This is a genomic window from Acidithiobacillus concretivorus, assembly GCF_018853445.1.
Lineage (GTDB): Bacteria > Pseudomonadota > Gammaproteobacteria > Acidithiobacillales > Acidithiobacillaceae > Acidithiobacillus > Acidithiobacillus concretivorus.
Genome location: NZ_JABELD010000055.1, coordinates 1 through 24,426, shown reverse-complemented (window position 1 = coordinate 24,426; position 24,426 = coordinate 1). Strand labels below are relative to the sequence as shown.

Annotated in this window: 32 protein-coding genes; 20 read left to right on the top strand and 12 right to left on the bottom strand. The window is 51.2% G+C overall.

Annotated elements, in window-relative coordinates:
• Positions 1–108 precede the first annotated feature (108 nt).
• The 3 genes from HJG40_RS07925 (at position 109) to HJG40_RS07915 (ending at position 1,154) form a co-directional block, all read left to right on the top strand.
• Positions 109–405 carry a hypothetical protein gene (locus HJG40_RS07925; RefSeq protein ID WP_215863687.1) on the top strand — a complete coding sequence of 99 codons (297 nt, stop codon included), beginning with the start codon at positions 109–111 and terminating at the stop codon, positions 403–405.
• A gap of 132 nt (positions 406–537) precedes the next feature.
• Positions 538–807, top strand: a complete 270-nt coding sequence (locus HJG40_RS07920; protein ID WP_215863686.1) for a hypothetical protein — start codon at positions 538–540, stop codon at positions 805–807.
• Positions 808–905: 98 nt separating this feature from the next.
• Positions 906–1,154 carry a hypothetical protein gene (locus HJG40_RS07915; RefSeq protein ID WP_215863685.1) on the top strand — a complete coding sequence of 83 codons (249 nt, stop codon included), beginning with the start codon at positions 906–908 and terminating at the stop codon, positions 1,152–1,154.
• A gap of 452 nt (positions 1,155–1,606) precedes the next feature.
• On the opposite strand, the gene HJG40_RS07910 is transcribed toward HJG40_RS07915, so the two are convergent.
• Positions 1,607–2,110 carry a hypothetical protein gene (locus HJG40_RS07910; RefSeq protein ID WP_215863684.1) on the bottom strand — a complete coding sequence of 168 codons (504 nt, stop codon included), beginning with the start codon at positions 2,108–2,110 and terminating at the stop codon, positions 1,607–1,609.
• Between the two features lie 532 nt (positions 2,111–2,642).
• Here HJG40_RS07910 and HJG40_RS07905 point away from each other — a divergent pair.
• From HJG40_RS07905 to HJG40_RS07895, 3 genes are read left to right on the top strand one after another with little or no spacing between them, the layout of a single operon-like run.
• The gene (locus HJG40_RS07905; protein ID WP_215863683.1) at positions 2,643–3,608 is read left to right on the top strand and encodes a ParM/StbA family protein; all 966 of its coding nucleotides are present in this window, start codon (positions 2,643–2,645) and stop codon (positions 3,606–3,608) included.
• Between the two features lie 11 nt (positions 3,609–3,619).
• Positions 3,620–4,129: a hypothetical protein gene (locus tag HJG40_RS07900; RefSeq protein WP_215863682.1), complete on the top strand. Its 510-nt coding sequence runs from the start codon at positions 3,620–3,622 to the stop codon at positions 4,127–4,129.
• A gap of 8 nt (positions 4,130–4,137) precedes the next feature.
• Positions 4,138–4,464, top strand: coding sequence for a YbjQ family protein (locus HJG40_RS07895; RefSeq protein WP_215863681.1), 327 nt, complete (start codon positions 4,138–4,140; stop codon positions 4,462–4,464).
• A gap of 50 nt (positions 4,465–4,514) precedes the next feature.
• Here the strand turns inward: HJG40_RS07895 and HJG40_RS07890 are convergent, their stop codons facing one another.
• The 6 genes from HJG40_RS07890 to HJG40_RS07865 form a co-directional block, all read right to left on the bottom strand.
• Positions 4,515–4,949 (bottom strand): hypothetical protein, encoded by a 435-nt coding sequence (locus tag HJG40_RS07890; protein WP_215863680.1) that lies wholly within the window; start codon positions 4,947–4,949, stop codon positions 4,515–4,517.
• A 268-nt stretch (positions 4,950–5,217) separates the two neighbouring features.
• Complete coding sequence (locus HJG40_RS07885) at positions 5,218–5,424, bottom strand: hypothetical protein (protein ID WP_215863679.1); 207 nt, start codon at positions 5,422–5,424, stop codon at positions 5,218–5,220.
• 123 nt (positions 5,425–5,547) lie between these two features.
• Positions 5,548–6,690, bottom strand: a complete 1,143-nt coding sequence (locus tag HJG40_RS07880) for a YqaJ viral recombinase family nuclease (RefSeq protein WP_215863678.1) — start codon at positions 6,688–6,690, stop codon at positions 5,548–5,550.
• Positions 6,691–6,874: 184 nt separating this feature from the next.
• A complete protein-coding gene (locus HJG40_RS07875; RefSeq protein WP_215863677.1) occupies positions 6,875–7,498 on the bottom strand; it encodes an ERF family protein in 624 nt (207 codons plus the stop codon).
• Between the two features lie 133 nt (positions 7,499–7,631).
• Positions 7,632–8,108: a hypothetical protein gene (locus tag HJG40_RS07870; protein ID WP_215863676.1), complete on the bottom strand. Its 477-nt coding sequence runs from the start codon at positions 8,106–8,108 to the stop codon at positions 7,632–7,634.
• Between the two features lie 8 nt (positions 8,109–8,116).
• Complete coding sequence (locus tag HJG40_RS07865; RefSeq protein WP_215863675.1) at positions 8,117–8,935, bottom strand: DUF4942 domain-containing protein; 819 nt, start codon at positions 8,933–8,935, stop codon at positions 8,117–8,119.
• A 149-nt stretch (positions 8,936–9,084) separates the two neighbouring features.
• Between HJG40_RS07865 and HJG40_RS07860 the strand changes: the two genes are divergently transcribed.
• The 11 genes from HJG40_RS07860 (at position 9,085) to HJG40_RS07810 (ending at position 19,579) form a co-directional block, all read left to right on the top strand.
• Positions 9,085–10,281: a DNA topoisomerase III family protein gene (locus tag HJG40_RS07860; RefSeq protein ID WP_215863674.1), complete on the top strand. Its 1,197-nt coding sequence runs from the start codon at positions 9,085–9,087 to the stop codon at positions 10,279–10,281.
• A 4-nt stretch (positions 10,282–10,285) separates the two neighbouring features.
• Positions 10,286–11,278 (top strand): hypothetical protein, encoded by a 993-nt coding sequence (locus HJG40_RS07855; protein WP_215863673.1) that lies wholly within the window; start codon positions 10,286–10,288, stop codon positions 11,276–11,278.
• Between the two features lie 239 nt (positions 11,279–11,517).
• Entirely contained in the window at positions 11,518–11,946 is a 429-nt protein-coding gene (gene ssb / locus HJG40_RS07850) for a single-stranded DNA-binding protein (RefSeq protein WP_215863672.1), read from the top strand.
• Positions 11,947–12,073: 127 nt separating this feature from the next.
• Positions 12,074–13,972 (top strand): type IV secretory system conjugative DNA transfer family protein, encoded by a 1,899-nt coding sequence (locus HJG40_RS07845; RefSeq protein ID WP_215863671.1) that lies wholly within the window; start codon positions 12,074–12,076, stop codon positions 13,970–13,972.
• An 88-nt stretch (positions 13,973–14,060) separates the two neighbouring features.
• The gene (locus HJG40_RS07840; protein ID WP_215863670.1) at positions 14,061–14,285 is read left to right on the top strand and encodes a hypothetical protein; all 225 of its coding nucleotides are present in this window, start codon (positions 14,061–14,063) and stop codon (positions 14,283–14,285) included.
• Complete coding sequence (locus HJG40_RS07835) at positions 14,278–15,189, top strand: hypothetical protein (RefSeq protein ID WP_215863669.1); 912 nt, start codon at positions 14,278–14,280, stop codon at positions 15,187–15,189. Before HJG40_RS07840 ends, HJG40_RS07835 begins: the two co-directional genes overlap by 8 nt.
• Positions 15,189–15,596, top strand: coding sequence for a hypothetical protein (locus HJG40_RS07830; RefSeq protein WP_215863668.1), 408 nt, complete (start codon positions 15,189–15,191; stop codon positions 15,594–15,596). Before HJG40_RS07835 ends, HJG40_RS07830 begins: the two co-directional genes overlap by 1 nt.
• Positions 15,597–15,628: 32 nt before the next feature.
• Positions 15,629–18,025: an HD domain-containing protein gene (locus HJG40_RS07825; protein ID WP_215863667.1), complete on the top strand. Its 2,397-nt coding sequence runs from the start codon at positions 15,629–15,631 to the stop codon at positions 18,023–18,025.
• 25 nt (positions 18,026–18,050) lie between these two features.
• Complete coding sequence (locus tag HJG40_RS07820; protein WP_215863666.1) at positions 18,051–18,887, top strand: hypothetical protein; 837 nt, start codon at positions 18,051–18,053, stop codon at positions 18,885–18,887.
• 51 nt (positions 18,888–18,938) lie between these two features.
• Positions 18,939–19,214 carry a toxin-antitoxin system TumE family protein gene (locus tag HJG40_RS07815; RefSeq protein ID WP_215863699.1) on the top strand — a complete coding sequence of 92 codons (276 nt, stop codon included), beginning with the start codon at positions 18,939–18,941 and terminating at the stop codon, positions 19,212–19,214.
• Positions 19,211–19,579, top strand: a complete 369-nt coding sequence (locus HJG40_RS07810) for an HVO_A0114 family putative DNA-binding protein (protein ID WP_215863665.1) — start codon at positions 19,211–19,213, stop codon at positions 19,577–19,579. The genes HJG40_RS07815 and HJG40_RS07810 overlap by 4 nt, the downstream gene beginning before the upstream one ends.
• Before the next feature lie 44 nt (positions 19,580–19,623).
• On the opposite strand, the gene HJG40_RS07805 is transcribed toward HJG40_RS07810, so the two are convergent.
• Positions 19,624–19,830, bottom strand: a complete 207-nt coding sequence (locus HJG40_RS07805) for a hypothetical protein (RefSeq protein ID WP_215863664.1) — start codon at positions 19,828–19,830, stop codon at positions 19,624–19,626.
• Positions 19,831–19,832: 2 nt separating this feature from the next.
• Positions 19,833–20,054 (bottom strand): hypothetical protein, encoded by a 222-nt coding sequence (locus HJG40_RS07800; RefSeq protein WP_215863663.1) that lies wholly within the window; start codon positions 20,052–20,054, stop codon positions 19,833–19,835.
• Between the two features lie 176 nt (positions 20,055–20,230).
• Between HJG40_RS07800 and HJG40_RS07795 the strand changes: the two genes are divergently transcribed.
• Complete coding sequence (locus tag HJG40_RS07795) at positions 20,231–20,476, top strand: FitA-like ribbon-helix-helix domain-containing protein (RefSeq protein ID WP_215863662.1); 246 nt, start codon at positions 20,231–20,233, stop codon at positions 20,474–20,476.
• Positions 20,473–20,868 carry a type II toxin-antitoxin system VapC family toxin gene (locus tag HJG40_RS07790; RefSeq protein WP_215863661.1) on the top strand — a complete coding sequence of 132 codons (396 nt, stop codon included), beginning with the start codon at positions 20,473–20,475 and terminating at the stop codon, positions 20,866–20,868. Before HJG40_RS07795 ends, HJG40_RS07790 begins: the two co-directional genes overlap by 4 nt.
• Before the next feature lie 45 nt (positions 20,869–20,913).
• Here HJG40_RS07790 and HJG40_RS07785 read toward each other — a convergent pair whose 3' ends face one another.
• From HJG40_RS07785 to HJG40_RS07775, 3 genes are all read right to left on the bottom strand, one after another.
• On the bottom strand, positions 20,914–21,879 hold the full coding sequence (locus HJG40_RS07785; protein WP_215863660.1) for a DUF3150 domain-containing protein: 966 nt from the start codon (positions 21,877–21,879) through the stop codon (positions 20,914–20,916).
• 14 nt (positions 21,880–21,893) lie between these two features.
• Positions 21,894–22,112, bottom strand: a complete 219-nt coding sequence (locus HJG40_RS07780) for a hypothetical protein (protein WP_215863659.1) — start codon at positions 22,110–22,112, stop codon at positions 21,894–21,896.
• Positions 22,113–22,334: 222 nt separating this feature from the next.
• On the bottom strand, positions 22,335–23,528 hold the full coding sequence (locus HJG40_RS07775; RefSeq protein WP_226857298.1) for an RNA-guided endonuclease InsQ/TnpB family protein: 1,194 nt from the start codon (positions 23,526–23,528) through the stop codon (positions 22,335–22,337).
• A 240-nt stretch (positions 23,529–23,768) separates the two neighbouring features.
• Here HJG40_RS07775 and HJG40_RS07770 point away from each other — a divergent pair, with 240 nt between their 5' ends.
• Complete coding sequence (locus HJG40_RS07770) at positions 23,769–24,251, top strand: lytic transglycosylase domain-containing protein (protein ID WP_226857297.1); 483 nt, start codon at positions 23,769–23,771, stop codon at positions 24,249–24,251.
• Positions 24,252–24,426 lie beyond the last annotated feature (175 nt).

Sequence of the window (24,426 nt, the reverse complement as noted above, 5' to 3'; positions counted from 1 at the left end):
CAGCCTTGGCTTTGGGGTTTTTCTTTGCCCATCACCCCTCGACTGCGCTTCCATACTTTTTGTCCGGCCTCTTGTGTTTGGTACTCACTCAAACTCAAGGAGATTACGATGAAGATATTGGTCAGCTTATCAGGTGGATTGCTACAGGCCGTCTATGTGGACGATGAAGCGGATAGAACAGGGGTTGAGATAGTCGTCGCTGATTACGACATTGAAGGTTCAGATATGCAGCCGGTAAAGGATCCAGATGGTGAACCCGTGCTGATGTGGCGGGAAATAGCTATTGCCGATTCTCCGTTTGCGGAAAAGATGTTCGAGACTGAAGAGCAAATGACTGATGATTTTCCTATTGAAGCTGAAGTGGTCGAACAGGCTTTAGAACCTATAAAGGATCCGGATTTGTAACGGATCAAAATTTTACCCCTACCCCCACCCCAACGCTTCGGCTTTGGGGTTTTTTTTGCCGACTAGAATGCCTTTTAAGTTGAAAAATTAGCATGGTATCACTATGATACCAACAACACAGGAGGCTCACCTATGACAAAAGCAATAACTGTAAGATTTGAAGAAGAAAAGACCGTTACTGGTGCAACCCACGAAGCGTTAAGGCGGGTTTCCGAGCACCTTGGCGTGTCGCAAAACAAAGCTGTTCACATCGCCATCAATCGGCTTTACGACGATATTTTCCCGGATGAGGTGTCACATGATATGCCCACACCTGCAGAATTGGATTTTTTGCGGGATCGCATCCCTGATGACAAAAACGCCAAAGTTATAGACGGCTTAGGAAAAATTTTCCGATACTGAAAAACGGAAACCTGCGTTCCCACCCCACAGCTTTTGTTTTTGGAGGGTTATCAGTGGACTTTCTAGTAACTGGCTTTACCGATAATGAGGTCCAGAGCATGAAGCAAATGCTTGCCGAAATCAGGGCTAAATATCCGTGGGAAACAGATCAAAGGCTTCTGTCTATGGCCATCACCAGGCTCTTTTTAGATCTGGTTGATCCCGCCATTGCAGAGGACTACCCCAGCCCTGAAGATCTAGCCGAAATGCGTAATGGCGCATCTCCAAAGGAAACGACAGAGCAGGATCGTGCGCGGATTCAGAATGATCTTCGCAAGGTTTTCTCGGCGCATCTCACGCAAGCTTAACTATCCCTACCCCAACCCCTTTGCTATGGCATCGGGGTTTTTCTTTGCCAATCGACCGCCTTTCCATACTTCTTGTCCAGCCTCTTGTGTTTGGTACTTACTTCGACACAAGGAGGGTTCTATCGTGTCACTAAACCATGATCAGAAACATCATTTGGCAACCACATTCCGTATCATCGGAATCGCATTCTTTGGGTATTTTGGGTACCATGGACTTAAAGACTTTAGTGAGCAATGGTTCTTGGTTCTGTGGTCTGCTTCCGTTTTTTTGCTAACAGAATTCAGCGCCATTATCATTCTGGAGGATTAACTTATGGGACACATACCCTATATTCCTGGGCTTTCGCTATTCACAATTCTAGCATTCATCGCGCTGGGAATTGCGATCTGGTCGCGTAAGCACTAAACCCACCCCACCCCACAGCCTTGGCTTTGGGGTTTTTCTTTGCCTGCTATTCCGGAGGTCGGTTGTACTTCAGGGATTGTGCATAGAATGGCCCCTTGGGTATCGCATCGCGCAGGGATGTACGTTCGGCCTTCAGATCGAGGGCATAGGCTTCTGCGTGCGTCAGTGACCTGGCCAGGTAATTCCACTGATGCACGATTAGACGGCGATGCTCAATCAAATCCTGCATCCGGTTGAGAGATTCCCGCGTTTGATCAACACCTAGTCCCCAGCCGCCTTTGCTCTTCGCTTTGCGGGATAGCCCCTTTAATGGCAACGCCGTATAAAACCAGCGGTATCCACCGGAAAAATGACGCATGAGCCAACGAACCATCAAGGGCTGTAGAGCACCGTTAATACGGCCTTCCCGACGATCCCAGAACAATCCGATCTTTTCGTTACTCTTAGGCTGGTAACTGTCCAGTATCCGACCATGAAGGGCCAGTGTCTCATCAATCTCACCCAATAAGCGGATTGTCCGTGTGAGCTGGGTCCGGAGATATTCAGTCATGTTTTGGTCGCTCCCGGCTGGAATAGGGGCGCGTGAGCGAATTTCAGGAAGGGCAACTAAACTGGCAATTTCTTCTGGAATCGGATTTTTTGGGGTTCTTGGCATATTTTGGAGCCGTAAGCAGAATGTTGGCGCAGCAATGATAATATAAGGTTAGTGGAGTAGTCATGCGGTTTTATTTTTGTGTTGTGTCGTGCAGTTTTTAGCTGTTCAGTGTTAGTGGGTGCATGAATGTGTCTGGCGGTGTCGGTCTGTGCATCATTTTACACTATATCAAGATTTTTCTGTGCAGATGAGTGCTAACGTGTGTCTGGCGGTGTCGGTCTGTGCTATTCGGTGTGACTTACAGTGGTTTTTATTTGCGGCAATATTGCCATTTTGTGCGCTTCCGTGCGCGGTTGTGTGTTTCTGTGCAGATGAGTGCTAACGTGTGTCTGGCGGTGTCGGTCTGTGCTGGTGTGCGCTTGCAGTGCTATGTCATTTGTTATAGTGTAAAACTGTTTCTAGTTAATCAGGGCTTGAGGGGGGTGTTATGACGTGTGTTGGAATTGATGTTGGTCACTCGGCAGTGAAAGTTGCATGGCGAAGCAAGGATGGTTCCACCAAAAAGAGGATGTTTCCCTCTGTAGCGATTCCAGCCATGACCATCAGTGACAGTAAGGCTTCGGAACGGGCGGCGAATGAAATGGTCACGGTGAACGGTAATCACTACTTCATTGGCGAAACAGCCATACACGAATCCGGATCCATCAAGGTTGCCGGATTACATGACCGGTGGCTGGATATGCCGGAGTTCCAGGCGCTCGTACAGGGTGCCGTCAATATCGTGATGGATGACACTGGCAAAATCGACAGCATTGCAACGGGGCTGCCGCCTTCAATTTTTCGGGAAGAAAACCTGAAAATGCGAAACATTGTCTCAACTTGCACGGATGCAGAAGTCCGGGTCTATCAGGAGCCTAGCGGCGTTTCATCGCGGTACATCATGGATGAAAACGGGGTGATGCGAGAGGACGTAACGAAAAACCTGGGCGTTGTGGCCATCGGCAGGTACACAACGGATTCCATGGCACTACTAGATGGGCGCTGGGTCGAGGATGCTGCGGGTTCTTCTCGTGGGATGAGTGGTGCGGCCAATATGGTGCTCAAAAAACTTCGGGAGGACGGGTTCAAGGTGGACTATCTCGATGCCGATGACGCGCTGTGGAAAGGAACAATTCAGTATAACGGCAAGCAAATTGATGCCTCGCCATACAACAAGATTGCATTGCAGGCACTTTCATCGGAAATTTTTGATGCAGTATCCAGCAAGCTAGGGGATTCCGGACGTAAACTGGAAAGAATACTGGTAGCAGGCGGTGGAGCCGAATTGATGTTCGACGGCTTGAAAAAATACTGGCCACAAGCCGAACTGGTAGAAGACCCCAGATATGCCGTAGCTGAGGGGTTTCGACGTATCTGCGAAGGATTCTGGAACATTCGCAATGTGCGGAATTAAGGGGGGCGATAGTGGGAAGCAATCCAAGAATCACCTTTTCGCTAGGGCGGGACGATATAGCTCTTAAAGACTGGTATGAGTCTATACCGGCAGAATATCGCACTATGATGGTTAAACTTGCCATCGTTAATGCAGTCAATAGCGGGCTTGCAGATGTTGATACTTACTTCCCGAAGTTGAGGGCAAGGTCGCCAGCAAAATCAGCAGAAACACCTGTAATAAAGGAATTACAGGATTCTGCAAAAAAAACGGCAGAAAGAATATCCTCTACAATATCCGCAGAAGATCGAACAGATGAAAGAAAGCCTGCCGAAAAGACAGCGGAGAGTCCGACGGCTCAGAAAGGTGAAGACCTGTTGGCATTCACTCTGGCGAATTTGCCCAAAGGTTGCACACCAGATTTGAGGGTTTGTGCGGAAAAATTCCCGCGAGCCGTTCCTTACACATTGGAGGATCTGGTTTCACTTAAAGGAATGTTGAAGCTGCTGGATGAACCGCCGCCACAAACAGGCCAAAATTAGGGGGTAGTATGCTGATTGTTACTGACCCGGTAATAGCCGGGAAATCCGTCGAACAAACATTGGGCGCAGTTTTCGGTGTCGCCGTGCGGTCGCGCAACGAAGCGGGCAATTTCATGGGGAAAATACGGGCGATTGCAGGCGGGAAAATGGGTGGATTTGAGAATTTGGTGATGACCGCCAATCAGTCTGCCGTAGAAGCCATGATTGCCCAGGCAGAAAAAGCAGGGGCCAACGCCATAACGAGCTTCCGATTTGGTGCATATTCCATGGGTGGCGGAGAAAACGAAGAATTCATCCAGGTAACAGCTTACGGGACAGCCGTTGTTCTGCGGTAGGAAGCGCCCAAAGAAAAACCCCAAAGCCAAGGCTGTGGGGTAGGTGTAGATTAAAATGTCCAGTCAAATCCGCAGGGGATTTGGCGTAGAGATGTCGCAATATCGGGCTTCGGATTTTTTGGCGGTACAGGAACAGGATCAGAAACGAAATCCGGTATCGGATCCTTAAACTGGAGTTTTTTCAAAACCATATTAAAATTTCCAACCTGCAAAGACCGTAGAATCTGCTTTGCAACCTCATCCAGTGGTATATCCGTGTCGAACTGCACCGAAAAAATTTCGGCATAATCACCACCGAGTTTTTTATGGTAAATATCGACGGCAGTGACACGCGGTTTCTTATAGACCGATCCGCCGAGTTTGGTCGATGGGCCGTAAAATATAGCCGCGTCCTTTTGGTCCCCGTTGATACCTGGTATTACCGCACCCCACACCTTTTTGGTAGGGCTGTTTTTCGCCTGGGCAATTTTGACATTGACCATCATGACTAATCTCCTTGAGTTTGAGTGAGTACCAAACACAAGGGGCTGGACAAAAAGTATGGATAGTCAGAAAAGAAAAACCCCAAAGCCGAAGCGTTGGGGTGGGTGGGTGATGGTTAAGCAGGGTTATGGTGCTTCTGTGACTGCTTTTCCTTTTTTACGGATCGTATAGCGAAATATGCAAGTGGGTAGCCCACGACAGCTACTAATGCCGTGGCCATCCATTGCCAAAAAACGATGTCCGAACCCATGGTAGTCTCCTTGTAGAAAGTTAGTCCTCGCAGGCTTTAATCAACCAAACGACGCTCTTGCATACAAGAATATACCCAATAGCCGCAAAGAAACCAGAGATTCCCTTGTCATGCTCAAAAAAGTTGTAAGCAAGAACGCCTAATTGCGTGAAGCCGCCTGCATAGGCCAGCACATTAAACGTGTGGATGATGTCCTCACGGACCCTTTTGTTAAAAGAAAAATTCATGATACGCCCCCTTATGTGTCTGTTATGAATTCCACAAATAAGTGGGTGGACAAAAAGTGTGGATAGGCAGCCGATAGGCAAAGAAAAACCCCAGGCCGAAGCATGGGGTGGGGGTGAGGTAGGTCAGGATGTTTTGCGGACAGTTTCGCGTATGCTGTCTGCCTTGCGGTAGGTATCCACAACGGATTCCATAACATCTAATTCTTTTAACAATCTTGGATAATCTACGGATCCCTTTGTGCTTTTGCGGGAAACTTCGATGCCCGCGCCTTTAATAGCGGCTTCCCCGATTTTGGGAAGGAATGACAAGAGCTTTTCGCGTAGCCGTTTTTCATTGGCCTTGAAACTCTCCATCATCTCCTGAAAATCGACCCATTCCGCAGCAGCCTCGGCAAACCCTGATGGCAAGCCGGATGACACTAACCCATCAAAAATAGACCAGTCCTCCGTCTGGACAGCCTGCCAAAAAACCTGTTCCCGCTCGATTAAGCGTTGCTGGTACCCCTGATCCGGAAAAACCTCAAGAATGATCGGGTGTTCCGCTTCTTCTGGTCGATAAGTGGCATACAACAACTTTTCTGATCCGCTAACCGCGAGTGCGTGCTGGATTTGGCCCACATACTTCTCTGGAACCTTTCCGGACTTGGCTACTTCCCAGTCCTTTATTCCAGGACACTTTATCTCCAGGAGCGTGCTGCCATCCATGGAGATTCCATCTGCAGATAACCGCATCCACGAATGATCCGAATGCTCCCCGCAGATAGGAGAAAAAAACTCCCCAGTGATGCTGCAGACCATATCACGGGCAACAGGTTCCAAGTCATGCCCGCGCTGCATGGCAGCGGCAGCGGCTGGATGCGGAATCACCGGTTTGGTGATCCCTGTTTTCTCGGAAAAAAGCGTATATGGCTTTTTGAATGGGGAAACACCCATGATAATAGGGGCGTCAGACCCTCCAAGCCCTCCTTTTCTCCAATCGAGCCATTCTGCAGTGTTCTGTTCCAATGTAACGACATTCATGATTGTTCTCCTTGAGTTTGAGTGAATACCAAACACAAGTGGCTGGACAAAAAGTGTGGAAGCGCAGACAAAGAAAAACCCCAAAGCCAAGGCTGTGGGGTGGGTGTTGCGTCTTGATAATAAGCTGAGTTCCAGCTTATTACCTTCTGTTCCCAGGGGTGACGTGCTCCCCGGCTTGCCAAATGCAGCAGGGGATCCAGTATCAGACGATACCAGAGCGGAGGAGCGGACCACGAATCCCAGCATAAATGCTGAAACCCGCGATCACGCAACCGCACATGACAATAGCCATTAGGCCACTCCTTTGAGGATAAATTCCACAAATAAGTGGGTGGACAAAAAGTATGGAAAGGCGTTTTTTTGGGAGAAAACAGAAAAAAGGCAAAGAAAAACCCCAAAGCCAAGGCTGTGGGGTGGGGGATGAGTAAAATTACGCAGCAGATCGCCGTTCAGTAATAGCCTTTTCCAAGACTTTCAAATCATCGCCTGTGAAGTTCATGCGGCACCACTGCTCTGCAAAATCCAGCTTTTCCACTGGCGATTTTTTAACCTTTTCCAAGGCGGATTCCAGTGATGGACCTGTTTTGGGAGGATCCTTTTTTGGTGTGGCCGCAGGCTGAGTTTGTTGAGGTGCCCGTTGAGCCTGCTGACGGGCATTTCCAGAAGATGCGGCATTTCCGTCATCATCTTCCGGGGCAATCCCCAAAAGACCCATGAGTGCATACCGGCGTGCATAGGTCACGGCAGATCCGTATCCTTGTGCGTCATTTTTGGCCAAGGGGATGCTTGTGACAACCTCCATCGACTCACCGGATTCAGCATGGATCAAGGTGGTTTTGACGGTGGCGCAAGGCTTTTCTAAGCGTTCTCCCGTATCTACGGGGGGCTGCATGAGCAGTATCCCAGCGTCGAGTAGGGGCTGACGCACTGCGTCTAAAACCGAATCTAGGGTAGCATACTGCGACTTAAACATCGGGTTCTTGCCATCCTTACGAACGGCAGTGAACGATTTTTGTGCTGCTAATAAGGCTGCAAACAACTTCTGATTTTCCATAACACTTCTCCTGTTAAAAATGCCGAACCCCATGTTCAGCTCTATTTCCAGAGATAAGTGGGTGGACAAAAAGTATGGAATGGCAGTCGATGGGCAAAGAAAAACCCCAGGCCTAAGCATGGGGTGGGGTAAGTCAGAAAGCCCAGGGACAGGATCCCTGAATAGTTCGCAAAGATTCCCTTAAATCCGGGGCGGATTTGGATTCTGGAGCGTTACCATCATCAGTGTCGCAAAGGTTATCCATAATGCCCATTGTAGTCAGGAACTTTGGAAGACCCGCAATCACCTTTTCAGGACTGGAAGACTTGTTGCGACCTTTCTTGAGAAAGACGGTTATTTTTCTGGCGATCTCGTAGTAGCTGCGATCCCCTATAGGATCCAGCCTCACATCGCAGACCTGCTTATATTCGGCGTTGACATCGAGAACGCGAGATTGGTAACTGTTCATAACCTCACTCTTTGTATGCCCTGCGATGTGGGTATTACCGTCCAGAATGCCCGTCCAGAACGATGTCGCATCAGAACTGAAAGGATCACCATCTTCATCGTACAACACACCGTAAACACTACGGCATTTATCCTCTTTGGCTCCGATTCTGATATGAATCATATCCCCTCCTATGCAGCCTTGCGGCCACTGGCAGCGGGAAGTGCGTCTGGGAACGCTTTGGCAATCACTCGGTTGCACTGATCCAATAAAGGCAGGGCATTGTCCTTGAAAACAATGTGACCGGAACCTTTCTTGAAAACCTTGATCGTGAAGTATTCCGTATCAACAACGGAATCCTTTTGCGCCATCGCATCGGCAATAACGGCATACATACCGTGCCGATGTTCCGGGATTGGCTTTCCGTCATAGACCGAGAGAATCCGAACCAGATCATCCAGCTCATTGGTAACACTGTTGTTGACCATGCCGTAAGAGTTTAAGACCCGTTCGACAATCAGCTTTTTCTCCATCCTTACAGGATTATTTGTCTTATAGTTCCATGACAGCCTCTGGAAGAGATCAATCATGCCCTCTTCCATCATGTCAGCGCGTTTCTCATAGAGATCCGCGAACGTAGCTTTGATGGAATCCATCTCGAAGGGCGGCGTTTTGCCTTCCGAGATCAAATCCCGCCACTGATCGCGCTTCGCCGCTGACATGAACGCCCGGATACCTGACTTTTCCATCAGGGCATCCCAGAAACCAGCGTCAAGCTGCTGCATGGCATGAACCATGGTGTCTTCAGGATCCTTCAGCGATGCAGAGTGCCACCGCCCTCCGGCCAAAAAACTCTCCAGAATGGAGTATTTCTTGGAAGTAACCGCCATTTCTGTAGAAATGGCTTCCGAAAGAGTTTGGAACGCGGCCAATATCTTGGCCTTGATTGTGTTCCGGTTCTCAATCAATTCCGCCACTGATGCACTGACAATTATATCCCCGTTGTTCATGGTGTTTCTCCTATTAAAAATGCCGAACCCGATGTTCAGCTCTATTTCCAGAGATAAGTGGGCGGACAAAAAGTGTGGATAGGGCTTTGCGTAAGGCATGGATAGAAAACGGATTTGTATAGCATTGTTAAATACACTATTATCTTGTCATGCAATCCGTCATTCTTGTGATCACCGCCACACCCGGTATGGCTCATGCTCTGCGTTTGGCATTGTCGAGCACGTCCGGGAATAAACCGAAGGTTTTGGCAACCGGCGGGGCTTTGTTTCGGCACTGCAGCCCGAAGGAATACCATCTCAAGTGGGATAAATGGCGAACAGAAGACCTGCCATTACTGCCGGAACCCAGATTCAGGCCAAGGCCCGGAACCACTGAAAAAATCCGTGAATGTAAAACGGCTATTGCCCGATCAGACCGGGTAATTCTGGCCCCTCCTCCGGATCCTGCCGGATTGATGGACTTGCAGTTGCTTCTTGATTTCGTCGGGTTTGATGGTGATGTTACTGTCTGGGATACCACATCTTTGCGAGATGCAGATCTGGCGCGATCCATTGCACACCCGCGCAAGGACGTGACCCATTGGGCGCAGACAGAACAGTTACGGGTTCATGCGGACTGGCTCATTGGACTCAACGGATCCCGTGCGATGACACTTTTCGGACGAGTATCCACCGCCATACCTGTCGGTCGGGTTCTAAGCGCAATGCTTTCTACGTTTCCCGTAAACGATGCTTCTGTATTCCGCCAATCGGAATCCGAAATGGATACAGCCATTTTGCAGGCCAGAATGCTTCGAGAGTTTAATCACTCCCCAGAAGATACACTAATGCTGCTCTCTCGTGCCTGGGAGAGCGGGCATATCACCTATCCATTTATTAACGGACCAGGAAAAATAACGCTTTTGAGAAAAGACCCTGGGCGATTCGGTTCGCTTTATGCCGCTTTTCAGGGCGAGGGATCCAGAGAAAACAGTCCATCAGACCTTCTTGCTGACTGGCTCGAATCCTTACGGGATGTTACCCCATGGGTGCAAGACCCTTCCTTAAAGCTGTCTGCCCGGCATGTCCAGTTGGGTTCTGCGCGAGGCCGCATGAACCATTTTGCTCAACTGGTTAAGAATGAATGGGTGGACCGATCTGCCATGAAACTGACGCCACTGGGCCAGAAGATTCATCAGAAATTGCCAGAATCCCTTACGGATATGGGGATGACGGTGCTATGGGCGCAGGCCTTGGATAGCCTGGCGCGTAGCGAAAAAAATGCGTTTGAAAGCCAGCTTTTGGCTTTTCGCTCGTGGGCGGATAAGTATGTCGTTGACCTGGTTTCCCTGTTGGGGAAAGGATAGAAATATGTCGCTTGTAAACAGTAGTCTTTCGCAATATGGCTATGAGAAGGGATTTTTGAATATTGGTTATGTCAGCGGATATGCCCGCGACTTTAAGAGGGATGATTCAGGGGCTTTACAAGGAAAAATACAGCAGACGCAGGACGTTTCCCGCATGGTTCCCATTGAGCAGCGCAGACCGGATAAAAAAAAGCTGTTCATTGACAATGAGCAACCGGTAAAAATTATCGGAAGAATTCGGGGTCGAAAAATAGTCTGGAACAATGGCCAGCAGGATGTTACGGACTTTCACGCTTACCTGGATCCGCTTGATGTGTCCTCACCTTCGGTCATTGATATGCCCTCCTCTCTGGCCTGGTCGGATGCCATCCAGAACCGTAAGGGAACGAAAACCGATGATTTCAATCCCTTTGCGTTGGCAGAGGGGAGCAATCGGGAAACCACACTCCGGGAAGGGGCTAATCGGGTCAAGATCGCGGGAGTTGTGGACCGGGTGCAATCCATTATCCATGAGAACAATAATTCCGTGGTCGGAGTCGAGGTCTGGGTGCGTCTGACCGCCGATCCCAGAAACCTGATTCCGGTAAGAATGGTCAACGCGGCTATTGCCAAATCCGTTCGTCGTGAATTGCGTATGGGCCGACCCATCCTAGTCGATGGCAAACTGCGTGCGCGGGATCTCAAGCGGATCGACGAAGACGGCCTGGAAGTGCCTACGGGCGAGCAGGTCGGGTACATCTGGTGCCGAACCATTCTCAATGCCCGCCGTGGCGTAGATATTCTGTCCATTCCGCCGTGGATCAACGAAATCATGGATCGCTACCGCAATCCTGAAGCCGGTTCAATAGAGTCAAGTACAGAATCCGCGCAGGATACGGGTTCCGCGCAGGTTCGGCCCGATCATTCGGAAAGTGTGCCGCATGAAACCGATGACAGCGATGGTGACGATGACATTCCGGCATCGGGAACGCTATCGGATTTGGTGGACAATCTCTAAAGTTTTGCAGAAAGCGTGGTTATGCTAGAATTATCGGGTGCCCGGCCTCTTGCCGGTGACGTGTAGAAAGGGTCGGAGGCAGAGATGCGTCCGATCCGACCCAAAAATTCTACAAAATTTCAAAAAAATCTCCCGATTTTCTCCCAAAACCGCCTTTCCATACTTTTTGTCCACCCACTTATTTGCGGAACTACTCCGAGCATCCCGTTCGGGTTCTTTTTTCTCAAAGGAGATTTATCATGAGTGGAGTCAATAAAGTTATTGTCATGGGTCATCTTGGTCAGGATGTCGAAGTGCGTTTTACACCTGCTGGTAAAGCAGTTGCAAACATCAGCATCGCAACCTCTGAAAAATTCAAGGATAAGGAAGGAAATACACAGGAACGCACCGAATGGCATCGTATTGTGCTGTTTGGTCGTACTGCAGAAGTTGCTGGCGAATTTCTGCGTAAGGGCAGTATGGCTTATGTGGAAGGACGCTTGCAGACTCGCAAGTGGACCGACAAAGAAGGTCAGGACCGCTACACCACCGAAATCATCGGTGATCGTCTGCAGTTGGTTGGTGGCAAGTCTGATTCGCAAGGATCAGGTGCTCCTGCCTCTCACAAGGCTCCTGCCGAAAATACTCCGCCTCCTGCGGAAGACTTTGATGACGACATTCCGTTCTAGAGTTTACCAGAATGCCCTCATCTTCTTCCTTATTGCTTGATACCCTTACGGGTTTCGAGCGTCCTTACCTCCCCCACCCCACAGCCTTGGCTTTGGGGTTTTTCTTTGTTCTGCAGAGGATTTTGGTATGGCAGATCGTGTAAATCTCAAGTTTGGTGGATCCAATGACGCTTTATCCTTTCTGGCTCTGGGTGCGGCATTCTGGGCCTGCGGGCCTTACGTCCCCGGAGCCATGGGCATCGACTGGAAAATCGCCACCGGCGGCCTGGCAGCAGTGGGTACCCTGCATCTGGGGAAACGCATCATCAACTGGTACCACAATGGCCGTCACGTTCTGGATTCCAACCTGGAAATAGATTCTGCCGATCCCATCTTCCCGGTCAACGCAGAAGAACAGCCACCAGATTCTGCCTTGCTGGGATATATCACCAATTCTGGCCAGCCATTCTGGATGCCTATGGTGTCTTCGTCCGGATTCCGGGAAGTGGATCCGTCCAATGATCACATGGCCATTCTCGGCATGTCCGGGATGGGCAAGACCGTTGCCGCCAATTTTCTCATGTACCAGCAGCTCATCAATGGCGGCGGGATCCTTTTTGCCGACGGCAAAATAGACAACAAGAATATCGAAAACCTCTGGAACCTCCTGAGATACACGGGCCGCGAGCATGATCTGGTGATTATCCATCCCGGCGACCCGGCTATCAGCAATCGCTATAATCCCTTGCTGTTCGGTGATGCCGATGAAGTCGCCTCACGCATCATGGCAACGGTTCCAATGACCACAGGGAACGCGGGTGCAGACTATTACCGTAAATCCGCGACGCAGGCGCTCATGGCTGTCATAGCCGCGCTGCAACGGGGTGGCTATGCGTACACGGCAGCAGATCTGTCGCTGTTACTGAGCAGCCCTACAGAACTCGACAAGCTCCCGAATCTGCCGGGGATACGGGGAACCGCAGAGGGCCGGACGGCGGCCTTGTTCATCAATCGCTTCCGGGTACCCAACAAAGCCGGCGGCACGATGATCAACGTGGATAAGGTCAAGGATCTGTTCGGCGGTATCGGTGGCCGCCTGGGGATGATGGGGTCCGGCAAGTTTGGCGAAGTGGTGAATACCACCAAGCCCGACATCAGCATCTTTGAGTGCCTGACACAGAATAAAATCGTCTATGTGCCCTTGCCTACCATGGGCAAGGAAGAAACCGCTTCGGACTTTGCCAAGCTGTTCATTGGGGATTACCGAACGGCATTGTCCTGGATACAAACCATGCCGGAAGAACGCAGGCCGCGTCCCAGTACACTGGTTTTTCTGGATGAGCCGGGTTCTTATATCTCTGAAAACTGGGATCGCATCTTTGAACAGGCGCGATCTGCCCGACAAAGAATCGTGCTCTCTCCACAAACCAAAGGAAACCTCGATACCATTTCGGATAACCTGTTCAATAAGGTAGTCGGCAACTGTGCCAACAAGATGTTCTTTGGCTTGGGGGACCAGGACACCGCAGAGTATGGCGCGGACTTTATCGGTCAACAGGTATCGGTACTGCGAACCCTCAGTGAAACATCTTCAGATTCGGCCAGCGAAGCCTCTACAGACCTGGCAGGCAGCGGGGCTGCATCTGGCGGAGCAGGTACATCATACGGTGAGCGCGAACAGGAAATGTATCGCGTATCCGCTGACGATCTGAAAGCTCTCGATAAGGGCGAGTGCCTGTTTACGCGCAACGGCAAGCACTATTACCACATCCGGGTACCCCTGCTGAATTTCTCATCGGAATTCAAAAAATGGGCTGGATCTCCACGGATATGGGCACCGGAAGTGCCCAAACGCCCACGGCCCTATCGAAGTGATTATGGCTTGATGGAGCGCATGGATGCCGTCATCAAGGCCGATGAGGAATACATCAAGTCCCAGTTCCCCGGCAAAGCTCCGCCGAAAAAAGAAAAAGGACAACCGGCAGAGAACCAGGAACAAGACTCCGGATCCGGGCAGAATAATGCCCGCCGACGCAGCAGAGGGTAACTTTTGCAACACGCCAGGCTTGCATCCCTTTATTTTCGCGGTTAGTGTTATAGTGTAAAACATTCGTAATTCGAGGAAGATTTTACCAATGCCTGTTGAGAACCCCAAAAAGCGGACAGCCAGCGAACGCCAACGAATTTGGCGGCATCGCGCCTTGGTGGATCCCGACGGGCTGAATCGCACGCGATTCCAGCTTTTTCTTTCTGAACCGGCGACCACCACGCTGTTGGCATTGGTCCAAAAAAATGGCTGGACCAAGCGCCGGGTCGTCGAAGAGGCCTTGGCAGAATTGGGAAAAAAATTTCATGTTTAGCCCGGCCAAAAAGGGGGTTGGAGATGCTGCCTACAGCGAATACCGCGTCAGCGAAAACACTTGCACACCACGCTGCGAAACACGCGCCAACGATTATGCAGAATCCACACACCGCATTTCTGATCGGGATCGGGATACTGATATTCCTATTGCTGCTCTGGATACCAATAACCAGGGAAATTTTGAAGGAGATTATTGGCAAGCTGTTGATTCCGGGGTTTTCGGCGATCTTCCAGATTTCAACACGCTGGATGGTGAAGAAGATCAAGTGGATCGTGCAGGCGCATTATGTAGTTGGGAGGAACCTGCTTTCTTCTTATCGCAACATTCATCCCACCTTGCAGAAACAAAAGAAGTAACCGCACTACTGGAGGATTTGAGTCCGGAACAGGTCGTGGTTTTTCGTTTTCTGGCCAACCAGGTGCGCTCTGTTTTTCTGGTGCGTACCAGCATGAGGAAAAAAGCACAGCTACTGGAATGGATGTTTTCAGCGGACACCTTACTGGAAAACGCTGCCTTTGAAGACTGCTGCACGGCCCTGGATTGCCGTCCCTGGGTCATGCGGCTGAGGATCCATCTGGAATTCTGGCGCAAGGATCTCCAGCTTTCTGAAAAGATCAAAGGGCTGATTGTTCCGGTACCAGAAAGAGTGCTCGAAGAAACTTATGCGCTGGCCGGCGCTTCGGGTTCCTGGCTATTGCATCGGGTATGGGAATTCCCTGGTATTTCCAGTGAACGGTTATGCCGAAATTCAGAAGATCAGGCGTCATTGGAGCGTCTGGAGGAAGCAGGGATACTGCTGGCATCCTATCAACGCTTCTGGTATTGCGTCGGGCGCAGCCCACTCACTCGCGCAGGCCTGCCGCGATCACAAAGCTGGGCTAGTTTTTGGAGGAATTTTTGATGCAGACCTACAAAGCCGAAGATTATCGTACTGCCTGGCTGGGATTGCCGGTTTCGCACGCCTGTTTCGGCGGCGGCATCGTCATTAGTGCCGTGGCCAGCCGTCCGGAACCTTGGGTGACGGTGCTTTTCGCGTCGGGATACAAAAAAGCATTCCGAAGCAGCGAAGCCCTTGCCGAGCTGCGTAGCCTGTTAGGGCTGGGGAGTGCCCGGCCTTATGGCTCCAATCCCGCAATGCTGTTGGAAAATCCAGAGAAGATGCAGACGGCGCTGGCCGATGCCCAGCACCGCCATGAATGGCATCATCGGGCGCTGGAAAGCGACCTGGAAGAGCGCCTGCAAAGAGCTGCTGGCGTTTTCCCGACCCGTACACGGCCCAGCGTCGATTTTTCTGCCGTGGCGTTTTAAGTCTCGTGGCCGTTCCTGTTCACCGGCGGTTGTTGTCTGCCACAGCAACGGTGCTGGGGTTCTGGACCCTTGTGGCCCTGCTGGTGTCTTTTTTCTTCTTCAGCCACACCTTTCTCGATAACTTTCCGTTCTTTTTGGACCGCATTGCCTGGGTACTGGCATCATTGTTCGCCGCCATCGCGCTCATTTTCTTCTGGGAAGCAGCGGAAACTTTTACGACCACATTGGGATTGCGCCCACAGTCCCGGCGCGGTTTGACAACAACCACCATAGGGATGCTGCCGCGATCTGGCGGAATTACCGCCCCGCAGTCTCCAATCCCCCTCAAGAAACGCGCATCGCGTCTGGATTCGGCTATCTCCGGGCTGCAGCGGAACCAACCGGAAGAACGGCTGGATAAGACCGCATTGAGGCAATTCGCCCTACAAAATAATAGCCCCAGGGCAGAACTGTTCTGGGCTATTTACGGGATTCTGGAAGAGTCCGGCCTGCCCGCCTCTCCCTATATAGGATCACACGGGGATGCGTCATTACTGGAGCATAGCTTGCGTGTTGCAGCAGCAATGGCCCGTGTATGGGCAGACATGGATCAGGCCGGCATTGAGGCTGTTCGCGCAGGCGGAAAAGCCGCCAGCAAATCCTTTGATCTGGAAACTGCCATACTTGCAGGTATGGCCCATGATATAGGCAAGGTACTCTGCTTTCGCAGGGTCGGCGAAAACATTGAGGTGATGGGGCTGCACGACATCGAGGGCAGCCGCCTGCTGGCCAGGCTGGATGCCTTCTGGAGCCTGATGGATAGCCACGGGCAGCATGAGGACTTTCTGCAGCGCATGTTGACCCAATCCATCTGCTATTATCACCACGCCTATGCCTATCCCGGTTCGGGGCACAAAAGAAACTTCATACAGACCGATGAATCTGTGGTGGACCTCATGCAGACGATCCGCAAGGCGGATCTGGTAGCGGGCCAAATTGAAGGTCGGGAAGAGGAAATAGAGAGCGACTATCAGGACAGCAATGACCTTCCAGAGCGGAAAATGGAAGACCAGATATGGGAGTCTTTCCTTTACCTGCTTTCCCATACCAACCTGATTAACCACAAAAGTCCTGAACAGCGGATAGGATACAAGCAGGGGAATTTGATTTTTCTGGCTGAGAAGCGGATTCGCGCTCAAATCTGCGCCCATCTGGGGCTGACGCGAGCGGACTACGTTTCCGATAATAACGGCAATCCGGGGCCAATTATCAAAATCATTTCAGCCAGACTGGATGAACAAGGGGCGCTGAGGAAGAGTTTTAACAACAAAAGCTGCAAGAAACCAGAAGGTGCGGGCTTCTACCTGAAAATAGAGGGCACCACGAAGGATGGCGAGTCCAAAGAAGTCGAGGAAAAAATCCCTTACTATCTGGTCAGGATCGGTAATAGTCCGGTTTTTTCAAAATTCGCGGATCTCGAAGACTACCGGGCAAAGCTGGCGATTGCTTCTCCAACATGGCCACAGTATTTCAAGACAGCAGGAGAGGCAGCGGAGCAGGCAGAGTCCACGAACTCCGCGCTCCACCCGAATCAGGAAGAATCCTCGCAGGATGCAGAGCCGAATCTGGCTGAATCAACGGCTGAATCGCCGCAAACCGAATCACCTGAACAATCGCAGATACAGGATCAGAATCAGGAGACAGATGATCGGGAAGAGGATCATTCCGGTTCTATCGACGCAGACACTCCGCCGGATAATGAATCACCAGAGGATCCTGATGATCTCCCGCCGGATGAGGGAGAAAGCCTTTGGGGAGTCACGCCTGCAACGCAACCTGTAGAATCCAACGCTGAGGATGATACGGCAGAAGATGCTTCATCTGCACTGGTGGAGTCCCATAAAGAACCCATATCAGAGTCAGGACCACCTTCTGAACAATCACCCAAAAGCAATGAGATGGATGCTCATGACCGGGAACGTCGCTTGCAGGAAATGCGGGCTGCAAGGCTCCGGGCAGAACAGCAACACAACAACAAAAGGATGGTTAAACCCCTTATGCAAACCCCTGAACAACGGGCCGCCACGGTCAGCCAGCGCGTCCGTAACATGCTGAATACTTATCCTCAAATACTCCCGGACATACCGGAAAAGAAGAAGAAAAGGCTGCTTTTCTCAATGTTATGGCTTGACGAGCTACAGAGGGATGCGCGTTTGGCCGAGCGTTCTGGAAATGAGCAATACCACGGTTCTCTCAACGCGCTTTTGGATCTGGATCCACCGGGGGAAGCCAAGAATCTGGTTTTGGAAACGCTTGCTTCGCTGCCCGATGGCACATTCCTGGTGATGGAAGCCAAAATGATATTAAAAATTACCAAGAACGAGCAAGGACAGGTAGATATGCAGTCAAGCCAATTCGTAGCCCCCACGCAGGATCCCAATGCCGTCTAAAACGCTTGTCGGACGTGATAGTTCCGTGAGTCGTGACGACTTGGATCTGATTCAGAAACAGGTGGAAAAACATTTTCATTTCCGCCGGCGTAAATACGGAATGCCGGTCAGCGAAGATCTGCTGGACGAAGCGGTGCAGGAAGTGTGTCTGGCCCTGCTGCAAATGCAGGGAGAGCCATTAACGATGGACAGAATCAAAATACTAGCCCGTCTAAAGGTGGAAAGCGTCCAGAAATCTTCTGCTCACTGGTATATTAAAACGATGCCGCCGGAAGCTGGACCGGAATTGCCGGGCGTTGATTCCGACAACCCTCTGGAGAGAGTAACGCAGGCCGAAAATCTTTATTTGCGCGAATCCGAAAAGGAATCCGCATTGCAGCGTTTGCGCGGTGTTATGGGTTCCTGGCCGGAACAGGAAGCACAACAGGACAAGACGATTCAAAGCGGTGTGGCGGCGACAGCTAAAATGCCCGCTCAGAACACGACGGAATCTGCTGATCTCTTGCGCGATCTGATACAGGTCACTGGATGGACGCACAAGGAAACCTGTCGCTATTTGAACATGACACCAAGCATTTTGCGTGAAGCACTTTACCGAAAAGGTGATCTGTCCGTTGAAAGTCGTAACCGGGTCATGCAGGCGATACAGATGCAAAGAGAATCCCTGCAATGGAGTTGGCCGGAACTCATCAAAGATGGTTGCCGTGCAACGGGCAAGGATCCCGTGGCTTTCGGAAAATACCTGGCGGATATTATGGGCGTGAGTCATCGAAGTCTCCGGCGGTGGATTCAAGGAGAGTCCGGGGCAAAAAGAAACCTGAAGCTGGCGTTGGAGATCCGCAATCGCGGCTGGAAACGGTGACGCCGTATAGGGCTTGCAAAGCCCTATATAGCAGGACAGAATAGGCTTTCTATGGACGCAAAATTGCTGTACCGATTTAGGGAAGTGTACGGTCCGGGCATCATCGAGGGCGTTATTTGGGAAGTGCCGTATCCTGTACTCCCTTCAGAGCACAGGGTTAAATACCGCCTGGTTTTTGTGGTTCACGGCAACCGATTGGTAGGCTACGACAACGAGCGCGGCAAGGGCGATCACAAACATATCATGGGTCAGCAATTTCCTTATATTTTCAGGGATGTTGCGACGCTTGTTCAGGATTTCATATTGGATGTCAAGGGGGTTCAGTGACCATTCTCAATGTGACAGTAGGTACATCTATCGAAAAAACTTTGGACAATTTTGGGGCTGCTCTGGAGTCGGCCATCAACGGAAACCCGGTAGCACCACAATTTGGCGTTGGCTTCGCAAGCATGGCCCAATTCGGCGATGTTTTTACGCCAAAACGCTGGGAGCTGATAGCCGCATTGAAAGCGACAGGGCCTTTGTCCATCTACGCTCTGGCCAAGCATCTTGACCGTCATTATCGCAATGTTTATAAGGATGTAGGTATTCTGACCGAATGGCTGGTCATCGAAAAAAATTCTGACGGGCATATCTTTGTTCCATGGGATGAGATAGACGTAAGGCTTCCCCTGAAAAAAGACGCTGCCTAGACTAAAGAAAACCCCAAAGCCGAAGCGTTGGGGTAGGGTAATATCTAATCGGCAGAAACCGCTTTCGGGAAGGGGCTTTCTTCCGCTTCCAAGTACAAATCCCAAGCGATACGCAGCTCCTCGATAGCTTTTTCTGGAGATTCACCGCCTGCAGAAATGTAGACACGAGGGACATCCAGAACCATAGCTTCCCATTGTTTTGTATCGGAATCGAGCCAGACGCGCAGAGGGAACCCGTTAAAATCTTCCATGATTAAAACCCTTTTTTAGCATAGAACCGTTTTCTTCCGTTCAGGCTACTGCCCTCACGAATATGCCGACCATTCTGCAAACGCTGCACGATTCCCCCGGAGAGAGGGACCGAATCGCCCTCAAACACCAGCCGAAAGGCCAGTGGGTTAGCGGTTACTTGTTCGATATAACCGCCTTCAGACAGCAACGAGAGGGCGGCACTAAAAAGAATATCCTGCGACATGACTTCTCCTGAAAAAAGACGCACGAACCCCGTGTTCGTGGCTTAAACGGAAAAAAGCGATGCGCTCAGGGCTAAGTTTCCAACAGCCTGGCTTCTGGCGCAAGAGCCGCCTGTCTTTGCAAAAAACCGAAAAGCAACCATAATGCAACCTGTTGTGACCATTTGCGGGGGATGAAATGACTACCAGCCTGACATTAAAAAATATTCCGGATGAGGTGTACCAACAGCTCAAAGCCTCTGCTATGAGTCATCGGAGAAGTATGAACAGCGAGGCGATTGTGTGCCTTGAAACCGCGTTGAATCCAAACTATGTGTGTAATGCCACCGAACGGATTGAAAGGGCTCGTGCCCTTCGCGCTGCATTGCCAATGAGCTTCAGCGCACAGGATATTGATGCGTACAAGCGTGAGGGGCGATCGTGATCGTAGTAGATACCAACATTATCGCTTACTTGTATTTGCCTGGGGAACATACCGCTAAGACAGAAGCATTGCTTCAGCGGGACGCTCAATGGTCTGTGCCATTGCTCTGGCGTAGTGAGTTTCGCAACATATTGGCTGGCTACATACGTCGCAAACAAATTTCTTTTGGAGCGGCGCAAGAGCTGATGATCGAAGCTGAAGAACTTTTAGCCAACACTGAATATACGGTGATTTCGAGTTTGGTACTGGAACTTGTCCGTGACAGCAACTGTTCTGCATACGATTGTGAATTTGTAGCGTTGGCAATGACGCTTGGCGTAAAACTGGTGACGATGGACAGTAAAATTCTAAAGTCGTTTCCCCGGTACTCGATAGCACTCCCCCCGGAATAGCAGGCAAAGAAAAACCCCAAAGCCGAAGCGTTGGGGTGGGGTGAGTTAAAATGTCCAGCTTGGAATTCCGCTGGTCTTGGGTTGAGGAACGTAAGAGGGATTTTCCTCTTCTATTTCCATATCTCCATCTTCAGCCGCCCCAATAGAGGAATCGTCTTCTTCCGGATCCTCTACAGATTGAACATCCGGGGTAAATGCTGGTGATTCAGTCTCTTCGGACAACAATGCGCCCGCTTCGACTGGATCAAACTCCAAAACAGCCTTGGGGTCGCTCATTACCTTGAGCACACCCAATACGGTCATTCCGGCAGCAGGTCCGCCCTTCAGTGCGCTATCGACTATGACGTTGATAGCCTCATCCAGACTGTTAAACCGATCATCCAGGAACGTCAGCGCACGCGCCTTGGTCTGGATGGATTTTAGGGTACCCAAACCCGGAATACCACGCTTTCCGGATCCTGAAGGTCGGCCCAGAAACGTGCTGGCCATCTGAGCCATTTCTTTGGCGATCTTGATGTGCAGAGGATTACCCTTCAGCACTTCCTTGATCTCCGGATTAGCGAGATTTACAGGGGTTTTGATCCAGCCAAAGTTGATACTGGATTGGATGTCCTCACGCGATGGAGCACTTTGACGGATGACATCCTCCCATTCGGGTGCGTCTTTGACACGATCCTCAATAATCCTGGGCAGCTCATTGGCCAGTTTTTCTCTGGCTTCCAGAACGGTATCCCGGATTTTCTCCAGGGATTTTTGGACTTCTGCGGCGTTTTCCTCTGAAACAAGGAATCCTCCGAAGAAACGAGTGCCCTTGGCAAGCAAGATTGTTTCAATAGATTTTCTTGCAGTGCCAAATACGCGGACTGCTTCTTTTGGCAATATCTGGATAGTGCCGGAACTGGCCAGCACTTTGTCCAAATCGCGCCCATCGCGTGATTCGATCAGATCACGCGGCAAAGCGCGTGACCCAGAGATGGATTTGAACTCTGGTAAAAAGACGATTGTTTTCATAATCCACCTCCTGATCAGTGCCGTGTGCCAAAATTGGCAGTTGCGGGGTTGATGATTTCACGGGCCAGCGACAATGCGCTCTCCCATGCCTTTGAAAAATCTTGATAGGATTCAGCCGGGAAAAATCCTGCTTCCCAGACCGTTCCGGTTGTTTCAAAAATCCGGAGATGAACCCCAGTTTCATCCTGGTAGATATTGGCTTTACCGCTTGCAGTGCTAACGTGTGCCTTCATGATTGACTCCTTGAGTTTGAGTAAGTGCCAAACACAAGTGGGCGGACAAAAAGTGTGGAAGCGCAGTCGTCCAGGCTGGGTGTAGGGGTTTTGCTAAAAAGTTATTCTAGTGTAATATTTTAATATTGACTTCCTCCGCGCCCTGAAGGACGAGGATTCCTTCCTGCCATCAGGAGCTTTACTGCGCTCCTTGGATTGGCCCGCTAGGACCAACGCTGCGACCTACGCCGCAGAACAGGCTAACCGGGCGTGTCCCGCCCTTTTTAAGAGATTGCGTGCCGCTACGGTCCCGGAGTGTTCCCGATGACCGCACCTGACACACTGAAACCACTTTCGCAGCCCCGGTCGGTTGGCTTCGGCTGCGTGCCCACACTCCGGGCAGGTCGTCGAAGTGCCTTCCGGCGACAAGACCCGCAGCAGCACGCCGTGCCACTCCGTCTTGTATTCCAGCATTCGCCGGAACGTGTACCAGCCCTGATCCAAAATCGCCTTGTTAAAGCGCGATTGCACCTGAACCAGCATGCCGGGCTGCTCTACCGTCCCGGCGGCGGATGCGCTCATCGACTGGACTTCCAGATCTTCGATCACGAGCACTGCGTGGCTTTTGCAAAGCCGTGTCGAAGTCTTGTGCAGGAAGTCCTCCCGAATCGCTGCAATTTTGCGATGAATACGCTGAACCTTGATCCGTGCTTTCTGCCAGTTGTGGCTGAAACGAACCTTGCGCGACATGGACTGTTGCGCCCGCGCCAGACGTGCTCCCCACTGCCGGTAGGCATGGATGGGTTCCACGAACGTCCCGTCGGACAGTGCGGCGAACTCGCGCACGCCCAAATCCAGTCCGACAGCTTCACCTTGCGGAGCCTGGGGAAAAATCTCCCGCTCGATCTGGATGGAAACAGTCCAGTGTCCGGCGATGCGTCGCACGGTGGCATTGCGAATCTCACCACCGACGGGGCAGGACTTGCGGAACTTCACCCAGCCGATCTTCGGCAGAAAGATGCGCGGGAACCGATGCCGTCCGTCCGCATCCCTGCTGTGCAAATCGAGCTTGATCTGCTCCGGATCCGGGTAGCGCAAGCTGTAGTTCCGTCCTTTCTTCTTGAAGACCGGAAAGCGTTTGGGGTTGGCGGGGTTAAAGGCGTCCTTAAAGGCCCGGTCGAGGTTTCTGAGCACCTGCTGTTGGGGTTGCGAGGGCGATTCAGCCAGAAAGTTGAAAGATTCCCCGTTGCGCCAGGTTGTGAGCACGCGGCACAGATCGGCGAAATTCAGGATCCCACAGCCGGAATCCAGATAGGATTTTTGGATCGCCAGAGCACGATTCCAGACGAAGCGCACGCAACCCGCTGCCCGCGACAAGAGCGATTCCTGCTCCGGCGTGGGGTCCAGTCTATAGCGCACGGCCTTTTGTATTCGCATAGTTTTATTATACAGCCAAAGCCGGTTTGTATAGAATTGTTAATTACACTATTATAAATCGGCACGATCTGTATGGATCTAGCTGGTACGAAACTGCGTTTTTATGGGACAAGATAGCGACATCACAAGGAGATATGGGAATGGGGGGCGGCTCGCAGCCTGCAAAGACTTGCGTCGCCGCGCTATCCCTCCCCGGCTTGCAGCCTGCAAAGGCCTGAACGCAGGGGTTTCCCGCGCAAAATGGTGATTTTCCACAATTCCTCATTTTTTCATGCAACGCCACTGCGCTGCATTCAACAGGCATCACAAATCTACGCGGTCCCGCGTAGAGATATTATTGCTTTGATGAAAAACGAGGGCGGAGCACCTGGCATAGCTGTCAAAGACAGTAACGGAACACAAGATCTCGGTCCCATGCAGGTAAACACCTGCCACCTACCCTTTCTACGAAGCTATGGCTACAGCTATCGGGTGTTAAAAAACAATCCATGCGCGAATGTGATGGCGGGCACCTGGGTATTTGCCCGCTGCCTCGCCATCACCGGGAATCTGTTTTCCGCAGCCGCCTGTTACAACGCGGGTCCGGGCAATCTGGCTGCCGCCTGGCGCGATGGTTATGTGCAGCGATTTGCGGGGCACCTGGGGTTGCAGGTTTTGGGTAAAGGTCAACCGAAACAACATTATTTGGCGGCAGGGCTTGTAGTCGAAGGGGGTCAGCATTAGAACCCGTATCTTGCGCGGATTTATTACAGTAGCCTGTCTCGTCTGGGCAGGACAGGCTGCGGCTGAACCTGGCTGGTTCTGGTATCAGCTTCCCCCTCCCCCGCCGCCAAAGCCCAAGATCGTACCCAAGCCAATTCCCAAACCGGTTGTCGCCAAGCCCAAACCGGCAAAGCCG

Coding starts and splice junctions, on each gene's coding strand:
- HJG40_RS07915 (WP_215863685.1), top strand. CDS start 906: ATGAAGCAAATGCTTGCCGAAATCAGGGCTAAATATCCGTGGGAAACA.
- HJG40_RS07855 (WP_215863673.1), top strand. CDS start 10,286: ATGTCGCTTGTAAACAGTAGTCTTTCGCAATATGGCTATGAGAAGGGA.
- HJG40_RS07800 (WP_215863663.1), bottom strand. CDS start 20,054: ATGTCGCAGGATATTCTTTTTAGTGCCGCCCTCTCGTTGCTGTCTGAA.
- HJG40_RS07795 (WP_215863662.1), top strand. CDS start 20,231: ATGACTACCAGCCTGACATTAAAAAATATTCCGGATGAGGTGTACCAA.
- HJG40_RS07870 (WP_215863676.1), bottom strand. CDS start 8,108: ATGATTCATATCAGAATCGGAGCCAAAGAGGATAAATGCCGTAGTGTT.
- HJG40_RS07895 (WP_215863681.1), top strand. CDS start 4,138: ATGCTGATTGTTACTGACCCGGTAATAGCCGGGAAATCCGTCGAACAA.
- HJG40_RS07785 (WP_215863660.1), bottom strand. CDS start 21,879: ATGAAAACAATCGTCTTTTTACCAGAGTTCAAATCCATCTCTGGGTCA.
- HJG40_RS07780 (WP_215863659.1), bottom strand. CDS start 22,112: ATGAAGGCACACGTTAGCACTGCAAGCGGTAAAGCCAATATCTACCAG.
- HJG40_RS07860 (WP_215863674.1), top strand. CDS start 9,085: ATGCAATCCGTCATTCTTGTGATCACCGCCACACCCGGTATGGCTCAT.
- HJG40_RS07875 (WP_215863677.1), bottom strand. CDS start 7,498: ATGGAAAATCAGAAGTTGTTTGCAGCCTTATTAGCAGCACAAAAATCG.
- HJG40_RS07775 (WP_226857298.1), bottom strand. CDS start 23,528: ATGCGAATACAAAAGGCCGTGCGCTATAGACTGGACCCCACGCCGGAG.
- HJG40_RS07770 (WP_226857297.1), top strand. CDS start 23,769: ATGGTGATTTTCCACAATTCCTCATTTTTTCATGCAACGCCACTGCGC.
- HJG40_RS07925 (WP_215863687.1), top strand. CDS start 109: ATGAAGATATTGGTCAGCTTATCAGGTGGATTGCTACAGGCCGTCTAT.
- HJG40_RS07880 (WP_215863678.1), bottom strand. CDS start 6,690: ATGCTGGGATTCGTGGTCCGCTCCTCCGCTCTGGTATCGTCTGATACT.
- HJG40_RS07905 (WP_215863683.1), top strand. CDS start 2,643: ATGACGTGTGTTGGAATTGATGTTGGTCACTCGGCAGTGAAAGTTGCA.
- HJG40_RS07830 (WP_215863668.1), top strand. CDS start 15,189: ATGCAGACCTACAAAGCCGAAGATTATCGTACTGCCTGGCTGGGATTG.
- HJG40_RS07845 (WP_215863671.1), top strand. CDS start 12,074: ATGGCAGATCGTGTAAATCTCAAGTTTGGTGGATCCAATGACGCTTTA.
- HJG40_RS07865 (WP_215863675.1), bottom strand. CDS start 8,935: ATGAACAACGGGGATATAATTGTCAGTGCATCAGTGGCGGAATTGATT.
- HJG40_RS07805 (WP_215863664.1), bottom strand. CDS start 19,830: ATGGAAGATTTTAACGGGTTCCCTCTGCGCGTCTGGCTCGATTCCGAT.
- HJG40_RS07890 (WP_215863680.1), bottom strand. CDS start 4,949: ATGATGGTCAATGTCAAAATTGCCCAGGCGAAAAACAGCCCTACCAAA.
- HJG40_RS07835 (WP_215863669.1), top strand. CDS start 14,278: ATGTTTAGCCCGGCCAAAAAGGGGGTTGGAGATGCTGCCTACAGCGAA.
- ssb (WP_215863672.1), top strand. CDS start 11,518: ATGAGTGGAGTCAATAAAGTTATTGTCATGGGTCATCTTGGTCAGGAT.
- HJG40_RS07910 (WP_215863684.1), bottom strand. CDS start 2,110: ATGACTGAATATCTCCGGACCCAGCTCACACGGACAATCCGCTTATTG.
- HJG40_RS07885 (WP_215863679.1), bottom strand. CDS start 5,424: ATGAATTTTTCTTTTAACAAAAGGGTCCGTGAGGACATCATCCACACG.
- HJG40_RS07815 (WP_215863699.1), top strand. CDS start 18,939: ATGGACGCAAAATTGCTGTACCGATTTAGGGAAGTGTACGGTCCGGGC.
- HJG40_RS07840 (WP_215863670.1), top strand. CDS start 14,061: ATGCCTGTTGAGAACCCCAAAAAGCGGACAGCCAGCGAACGCCAACGA.
- HJG40_RS07920 (WP_215863686.1), top strand. CDS start 538: ATGACAAAAGCAATAACTGTAAGATTTGAAGAAGAAAAGACCGTTACT.